The organism is Herbidospora daliensis (assembly GCF_001570585.1).
GTDB lineage: Bacteria > Actinomycetota > Actinomycetes > Streptosporangiales > Streptosporangiaceae > Herbidospora > Herbidospora daliensis.
Map to the genome: position 1 here is coordinate 4,987 of NZ_BBXF01000018.1, position 383 is coordinate 5,369.

Annotated in this window: 1 other annotated feature (running past both ends of the window). The window is 54.6% G+C overall.

What is annotated here, in order from left to right:
• Positions 1 to 383: a sequence feature (mutual gap in cmsearch alignment for this rRNA model is longer than 100), on the plus strand (it extends past both window edges: 2,687 nt to the left, 1,052 nt to the right).

The following is a 383-nucleotide window of genomic DNA, read 5'->3' on the forward strand; positions in this document are numbered from 1 at the left end:
GAGCTGGTGGGGGTCGCAGTGGCCAGGGGGAAGCGACTGTTTACTAAAAACACAGGTCCGTGCTAAGTCGTAAGACGATGTATACGGACTGACGCCTGCCCGGTGCCGGAACGTTAAGGGGACCGCTTAGCCCAGTAATGGGCGAAGGTGAGAACTTAAGCGCCGGTAAACGGCGGTGGTAACTATAACCATCCTAAGGTAGCGAAATTCCTTGTCGGGTAAGTTCCGACCTGCACGAATGGCGTAACGACTTCCCCGCTGTCTCAACCACAGACCCGGTGAAATTGCACTACGAGTAAAGATGCTCGTTTCGCGCAGCAGGACGGAAAGACCCCGGGACCTTCACTACAGCTTGACATTGGTGTTTGGAACGGTTTGTGTAG